The 7,298-nt window shown below is 31.5% G+C and carries 5 protein-coding genes; all 5 read right to left on the bottom strand.

Annotated features, from left to right (window positions below; translation table 11 throughout):
• Positions 1-416: hypothetical protein (locus tag ACOYLP_RS09695; RefSeq protein WP_422855972.1), on the bottom strand; the 416-nt coding region annotated here is incomplete at its 3' end.
• A 395-nt stretch (positions 417-811) separates the two neighbouring features.
• Positions 812-1,780 carry a DUF3883 domain-containing protein gene (locus ACOYLP_RS09690; RefSeq protein WP_422855971.1) on the bottom strand — a complete coding sequence of 323 codons (969 nt, stop codon included), beginning with the start codon at positions 1,778-1,780 and terminating at the stop codon, positions 812-814.
• Positions 1,764-3,752: a DEAD/DEAH box helicase gene (locus ACOYLP_RS09685; RefSeq protein WP_422855970.1), complete on the bottom strand. Its 1,989-nt coding sequence runs from the start codon at positions 3,750-3,752 to the stop codon at positions 1,764-1,766. Before ACOYLP_RS09685 ends, ACOYLP_RS09690 begins: the two co-directional genes overlap by 17 nt.
• Positions 3,752-5,179, bottom strand: coding sequence for a hypothetical protein (locus ACOYLP_RS09680; protein ID WP_422855969.1), 1,428 nt, complete (start codon positions 5,177-5,179; stop codon positions 3,752-3,754). The genes ACOYLP_RS09685 and ACOYLP_RS09680 overlap by 1 nt, the downstream gene beginning before the upstream one ends.
• Before the next feature lie 6 nt (positions 5,180-5,185).
• Entirely contained in the window at positions 5,186-6,895 is a 1,710-nt protein-coding gene (locus ACOYLP_RS09675; protein ID WP_422855968.1) for a DNA cytosine methyltransferase, read from the bottom strand.
• Positions 6,896-7,298 lie beyond the last annotated feature (403 nt).

The following is a 7,298-nucleotide window of genomic DNA, read 5'->3' as shown; positions in this document are numbered from 1 at the left end:
ATTTTAAATTTCTCAACATTGAATTCTAAATTGTAATCATCATCAAAATGCTCAGTATTTTGTACCGCTAACTTCAATATGTTATAGAACTTTCGCTCAGGGTCTATTCCCAATGTGAATGATTCATTTTTTATTAATTTGTTTACATGAAATACTGGCCGATCATCAAAATGGTCAATTAGTAAATATATTGGAAATTGCTCTTTTCTTTCATCGATAAACTTATCTTCTGAAACATCGAAAACAACATATTTCAACTCAGCTATTAATTGAATCTTTGAAATGAAATCAGTCCATTGGTCTCCTTTGTCATTTTTCGATGTTAGGTGAATACTTTGGATGAGTAAATGGCTATCTGCTGCATTCAAGGTAAATTCTTTTACAGGATTTTTTGTGTTTAGGTTTATCTGGTTCAATAGTTTATAGTTTTATTTTACTACAATTAACGGTTTCGGGCTTGGCGAAGGTGGCGATTTTCACCACAAAAGTTGATGCGGAGAACCAAACTTTGATTAACCACTAATGTGTCTGCGGAGCACTGAACCGCCACTTTTGCCAAACCCGTGTTATAGCCAGTGGTTGTTGTCCGCTGTCCTTGAAAACCATTGTCAATATTGAGTTTCTGTGTCATTGGCGTGTCGGCTGTGCGTTGCGTTTTTTATTTTTTAAAGCGTTGGAGAAAAAAATTGAAATTCTCTTTTGGGCTGATGAGGTGGAAGCTCTTTTGCAATTTTTGGTCTGTGCGTTGGCTTGTGCGAATTGCAAATGTGCTTACACCAGTGCGGTTGGATATATTCATTTTCTATTAATTTTATTTTAGTTGAATTTTATACTTTTCTATTTGTTTTATCCATTTGTCATTATGTAAAACCTCCTTAAATGGATTTTGAATAATTATTGGTTTGTAACCATCATTACTCATTTGGTTTCTGTCAACTAGATATAGAAAATAATGATCACCTTTAATTCTTGAAATATCAACCTCATTTCGTGACCAGAAAAAGTAAGGGGTACCTGAATAAGACTTTACCTCAATAAAACAATCATTGTATTCTGATTCAACTTGCTGAAAGGAAGAAATGTCGTAGCCTTCTGCGATAGAATATTCCGCTACCCAATCAATCCCTACCTTGTTTTCTAATCTCTCTCTCTCAAAATTAAGGACAAATATTTCCGCCTCTTCTCCATGAATTTGCTGTTGTTCCATAGATTTTTTCAGCTCATCGATCCCAATTTTCCTTTTCTTAATTTCAGGAAGAATTATTTTATCAAATATTTTTTTGTACCGTGAATTTAAAATATACTTACTTAATTCTTTGGTTGGATGGATTTGGATTACATTAAAATCAATTAGTAATTGTTTAAAGTTTGAATATTTAAAACCGAAGGCAGAATTATTAATTTGTGTGGTATGATAAATAATATCGTATGAAATATGCTCTAAAGAAAAAATGGTGTGAAAGATTTCATCTTGGTGCAAAGCCTGAAATAAAAATTCTACAAATTTGTCACACATTTGATTTTCACTAAGTAAAAAATCTTTAAACCTGTGATTTATAGAAATTTTTTCAAGTTCATCAAGTTCGACAATTGAAATTTTTAAAGCTAAAACAAGACAACCATCGAAAATTGTTCTACCGTTTATATTTTTATTATAAAACAATTGCTCAGCGTCTCGAACAGTCCAGACTCCTGCTTCATCATTTTTTAGTGAGCTAAATAACTCGAAGAAATAATGAGGGTCACCTAAATTGTCATATGTTCTAAGATCGTTTAGCATAATTTTCAATTAGGCCTTTTATTATGTCAGTTTCGTCATCGTCATTAATTCTATTAAATAAAGGAATGTCATCATTAATGATTTTTTCCATTCTCTCAATTTTGACATTTAATCTATCATTAATTACTTCATCAATCGAGTCGTTTGATATAATATAGTAATAAGTTGTAATTTGATTTTTTTCTAAACCAACACGATGAATGCGATCCTTTGACTGCAAAAAATTTGAACAATTATAATCACGTTCCAAATAGATTGCATTATGACAACCCTTGTGAAGTGAAATTGACTCAGCAACTGAAAATGGATTTGCTATAATAACTTGAAATTCTTCATTCTCAGGATTATTGAATTTTTCTATCGTATTTTCTCTTTCAGATTGCTCAATTTCTCCAATTAAGAGTCTGGAATTAATATTATTCCGCTGTAAATAATTCATTAACTCTTTAGCGTTTTGAATAAATATTGTCCAGATAATTACCTTGCCATTTATTGGCAAAACATCGTGCTCAATAATTTTTTTTATTTCTGTATACTTTTTCGGAATTTCAAAGTTTTTATAATTGCATATTTTATTAAAAAATTCGGAATCATTAACGAACTCATCATTATAAGTTGTAAATTTTGCGTTAGGATCATACTCGCCAGTTATCTCATTGTTTTCTAGCGAATCTTTTAAAGTTTTAGATAACAATGATGGATTTGTTGATGCTTGTCGCAACCTAATTAATTTAGCTTTATTTAAAATATCTTTTATGGTTGCTGACTCATTGTGTTTAAATGAATTTATATATGTTGTTTCAATAAAGTCGTAAATTTCTCTCTGATAAGAATCCATATCAACTTTGATAATCTTTTCTTCAATTGGAGGGAGCTTCAAATCATCCTTTTTTATTCTAATAAAAAAAGGGGAAAGATTTTGTTTTAACTCTTGAACTCTGCTACTTTCAGTAAGACTATTATAAGTCAAATCCTCCAAATTTTGATAATGAAATTTTAGGATTTCCTTGTATTTAAATGGATATATAAATTTATATAAATTATAAATATCTTGATAACCATTAGGGACTGGTGTTCCAGTTAAAATTACTCTTGCTTTTGCTTCTTTTGAAATTTCCACAACACTTTTACCCCAAATTCCCTCAGGATTTTTTATCCGATGAGCCTCATCAACAACTACCATCGTCTTGTTTTTTTTCAAAAATTCAATTATATCACCCTGAAGACTATCAACACCTCCATGAAAAATCAATGTGATTTCTGCAGGTGATCCTGAGTAAAGATGTTCTAATTTCTTGTCCTTCGAAATATTGATATCACCAGATAATCGCTGAAAAGAAGTTGTTTTCCCAAAACAAGAAAAGTATTCGTTAGTCCAAGGTGCAAAAGATGATAATGGGCCAATTACTAATAATTTGTCTATGTGTCTTGGATCATCATTAGGTAGGCTTTTTAAAAATGAGTATGCTCCGTAAACTATTGATGTTTTACCAGCTCCCGGCACTGCGAAATTGCATGAATTTTGAGCAAAAGACATATGAAATGCAGACAATTCTTGTAATGGATATAAATTTCTAGCAAGAGAATTATTAAGAACTATTTTGAATGCTTTGTAGTCCTCAACTAGTTGTGGATATTTTTTGAACTCGTCATTTCTTATAGACCTTGCCTTTTCAGAAAACAAATCAAACATTTCATTTTCTCGATTAAAGCTTTCAACATCTTTCTTAGTCTGACTAGATAATTTCGAATTGAAGCCGTATTTATTTAGTAAGTTTTGAATTTCTTGTAAAACGTGAATTTGATTTTCTACTCTAAATGGTATATGTATTTTGTCTCCAACTGATTCATAGTTCAATCTTTTTAAAGTTAAAAGCAGTCTTTTATTTGAAATAATATCAACATAAGAACCGCTTATTACAAAAAATGAATTGTTGTTAATATGTTGAACATCTATAGTAGTATTTTCCATTATAGTTGCTTATTTATTTCATAGCCCAATTTTTGAATTCTTTTTGTTTTTTCCTCAATTTCCGCTACGTCCTTCTCATCAATGTTTTTAACATCAAACTCCTCCAATAAAGTAATTATATGTGATAATATTCTGCCTGGAGATCTTTGAGGAAGCATACTAAAAACTTTTTTTGCTAGTTCCTCCATTTGCTCTTGCACTTCATTATTTGAGAAAGATTTATGTCGAGTTTTAATAGCACTCAAAGCATCGTATGCTTTGTCAACTAATTTTTGAGGTTCATCAGAAGCTCGATTATAACCAAGCTTTTCTTCATGGATTTTAATATTTTCTTCTAAAAAACTTTCCTTTCCATCAATGACAGTGTTTTCTAAAAACTTTGCATCTCTATCATTTAAATGTTGGTAAAGATTTGTAGAAGTATAGTCGATTGGGATTTCTTCAATTTTAGCAATTCTTTCGTTATGGAATTTGATAAAACTATTCCATATTTCTTTATCGCCAAAAAAGTGATTAGGTTTTTGTCCTTCAGCCAAAAGTCTAAATTCTTTCCCTTCGTATTTTGCTCTTATATAATCAAAAGCTACTGCTTTCAAATCATCAACATCATCATCGCCATATCCATCAAAGGCCTTCTTACTTGATTCACCATAATATGTTTTAAGCCATTTTGTTAAATTTAAAAATTGATCTTCTCGTTTGTCAAGTTGCGTATAAATACCATCGTATTCGAGAAAATTCAAATATTCATCCATGACTTCCATCGTGTTCAAATATTTTAACACTTCTGATTTGTCTTCACCCATCCATTTTGCAATCTTTTCAATTGTTTCTAAATCGGGTTTGTGTTTGTTTGGATTAGATGAATAAGTTTGTTGAGTTAACTTTTTGTATAAAAGTTTAGACTTGATATATTTTTCTGTTGCATTATATCCAACTTTTTCATCTTCGCCCATCTGATAAGTTGTCTCCAACTTTTCAATTTCCAAAGGATTCTCTTCTAATGTGACATCTAATATTACTGCTTTAAAATAATCATATTTCTTTCCACGTGTAAGAAGCATTGCTCTTCTATTTCCGTCTATGATAATGCCGTCCTTTGTGATGATACCAACTTTTTGTTGACCATAGTCACTGATATTTTTTAAAGTTGATTCATTTCTTTGTTTATTCGAGCCCCAAAGTAATTCTTCGATTTCTGCCTTTCCTTCAATGGATTCCACATCAATAATGTGATTTTGCCTTTCTAAGGATTGGGTTCTGCTTAGAATTCTTCCGTTATATTTATTATAAACTAACAGTTCTAGTGGAATTTTAAAAACATCCTTTCGAACAAGTACGTCTTCCCATGGGATTTCCATATTACCAAAAGGTTTTTCTCTTGCAATAATTTCTTGAATTTTTTGTATGCGAGTTTCTTTATTCATGTTATTTTATTTATTGGCGATTGATATGATCTTGTTCAAAGCATAAAGAGCATATAGTTGTTTTTTCGGAACAACCTCCTTGTCAAATATCTTAGATCCATTTTGAATAAACAGTTCATTGTTTTTATCAAAGCGGGCAACAATTTTAGTGACCTCTTCAACTAATTTTGTTGGTTCTAAGAATCCATTCAGGGATTTTTGCTTTTCATACATTTCTTGAAGTAACTTAGTGGTTGCTATTTTTTCGGTAAATCCATTATTAATTACATGAATAAATTTTTCCCCATCACTAAAGTGTTTTAAAATTGTTGGCTCAAGCTGCTTATAGTAATTTTCTTTATAGCTTTTAATTCCAAATCCTTCTCCTGTACCGTAAAATGCTGTGACACGCCATTTGTCAATTTGTTTATCATTTTTTTCTATATCAAAGTTGGATAAGGCAATTGTCATATTGCCACTTTTGAATGGATGTCTTCTAAATCTTGATCCCTTATTTTTAATAGGAGGTTTATCAAATATTTTAAGAGAGTAATTGTTTAAATTTAATACTCCTTCGAGATTTGGCTGTTCTGATACTAAAATTGGTGTTGCAGAGTTAGATCTAATTGAGTTTTTGACTAGTTTTGCTAAAGCTCTGCTAACACTGGGGCAAACAGCATTACCTACCAATCTCCATTTGGTGTTTTCTTTTCCTAAAAATTGGTATGTAATAGGAAATCCCATAATAATTGCAGCTTCTCTAATAGTTGGAGACCGATACTCTCCATTGCCAATACGATTAATTTCTGTTTTGAAAATTAATGATTCTCTTGAATTTGCAATTTTTGTTGCAGTAACCGTTCGACTCGGATTGTCTAAACACTCTGGGAAAGACATTTTACCCATATAAGGATGATTTGTCTTGAGGTATTTTGAGTTTTGCCAATCGCTTTCATAAATGCCAGTATCATAAAAATGATCAGATATTTTATCCTTCTCAATTGAGAAATAATAAAGAGGATCATGAATTAGTTTAGTTGATTTTCTTTCAAATGGGTTAGGAAAGTTATCTTTCAAATGTCGAAGAGTTTTGTAATTTGGAAGTTCACCCTCCATATTACTAGGCTTATTGGTTTTTACAGGTAATAAGAACTTATTATATTTTATTATCTCACCTGAGATTAATCGTTTTCTTGCTTGAAGTGACCCAAAATCTGCAGAGTTGATTATTGTGCTATTTTCTTCTAAGGCAATCGCAATTTTATTGGGATTAATTCCATTTTTCCTTGCCCAAGAGGAAAGGTTTAAGTCATTGAATGTATATGATGGTTGGAGATGTTTTTTAGAATTCACTACATTTTCCATAAACCATGCTTTAAGTTTTGAGTCTGGTTTATGTTTTTTTACTGCTACTATTCTTAAAAAAGTTTCCGTAAGTTGTACTCCTAATGATTTGTCAGCTTTGCCAGATTTATTGGAGCTTGAAAAACTTACGCAGGGTGGACTCCCTATGATTACATCGCTGTCTGGAAGATTTTCAATTTCATCAACGGACTTGGAAAAGTCTAAAATATTTTTAGTGTTAAATTCTTTTTTAAAGTTATGGTTAAATGTGTCGATTGCTGGTTGCCAATGATCTACACCTAGGAGTATTTCAAATCCATATTGACGAAATCCTTCGGAGAAACCACCTGCACCGCAGAAAAAATCTATTATTGTAAGTTTGTCTTTGCTCATTTATTAACTAGTCCTATTCGGTTTGTAAATTACGTAAAAAATATGCTTAAAATATGACTCAACAGTCTTTTGCGGGTTGAAGAATTGGCTCTTTTGCAAGCTTGGGTTTGTGTGTCCGCTTGTGTGGCTTGCAAATGTGCCAATTGTGTGTCGGCAGAATTTCAATTTTTTTTGTGCGGTGGGGAAAAAATAAAAAACATAGCGTTGGTCAGAGTGTCGGTTTAGATGCTGTCCAGTTGCAATCTGATCTGTATGTTTTTGGTCACCTGTCAAAATGGTTTGTCTTTGTTTTAATGTTTAAATTTTAGGTTGTCTGGTCGTTGTTGCACTGTCGTCCTACCATTGGCTATAACGGTTTGCAGCTACCCGAAGGGCGGGACTTTTACCACAAAACTTGATTTGA

The organism is Flavobacterium sp., from assembly GCF_049318325.1.
Classification (GTDB): Bacteria; Bacteroidota; Bacteroidia; order Flavobacteriales; family Flavobacteriaceae; genus Flavobacterium.
The sequence above is the reverse complement of the archived record's forward strand: the minus strand, read 5'-3'. Positions and strand labels throughout refer to the sequence as shown.

Excerpts from the sequence above, each read along its gene's own strand:
- ACOYLP_RS09680 (WP_422855969.1), bottom strand. The coding sequence starts at position 5,179 with ATGAATAAAGAAACTCGCATACAAAAAATTCAAGAAATTATTGCAAGA.
- ACOYLP_RS09690 (WP_422855971.1), bottom strand. The coding sequence starts at position 1,780 with ATGCTAAACGATCTTAGAACATATGACAATTTAGGTGACCCTCATTAT.
- ACOYLP_RS09675 (WP_422855968.1), bottom strand. The coding sequence starts at position 6,895 with ATGAGCAAAGACAAACTTACAATAATAGATTTTTTCTGCGGTGCAGGT.
- ACOYLP_RS09685 (WP_422855970.1), bottom strand. The coding sequence starts at position 3,752 with ATGGAAAATACTACTATAGATGTTCAACATATTAACAACAATTCATTT.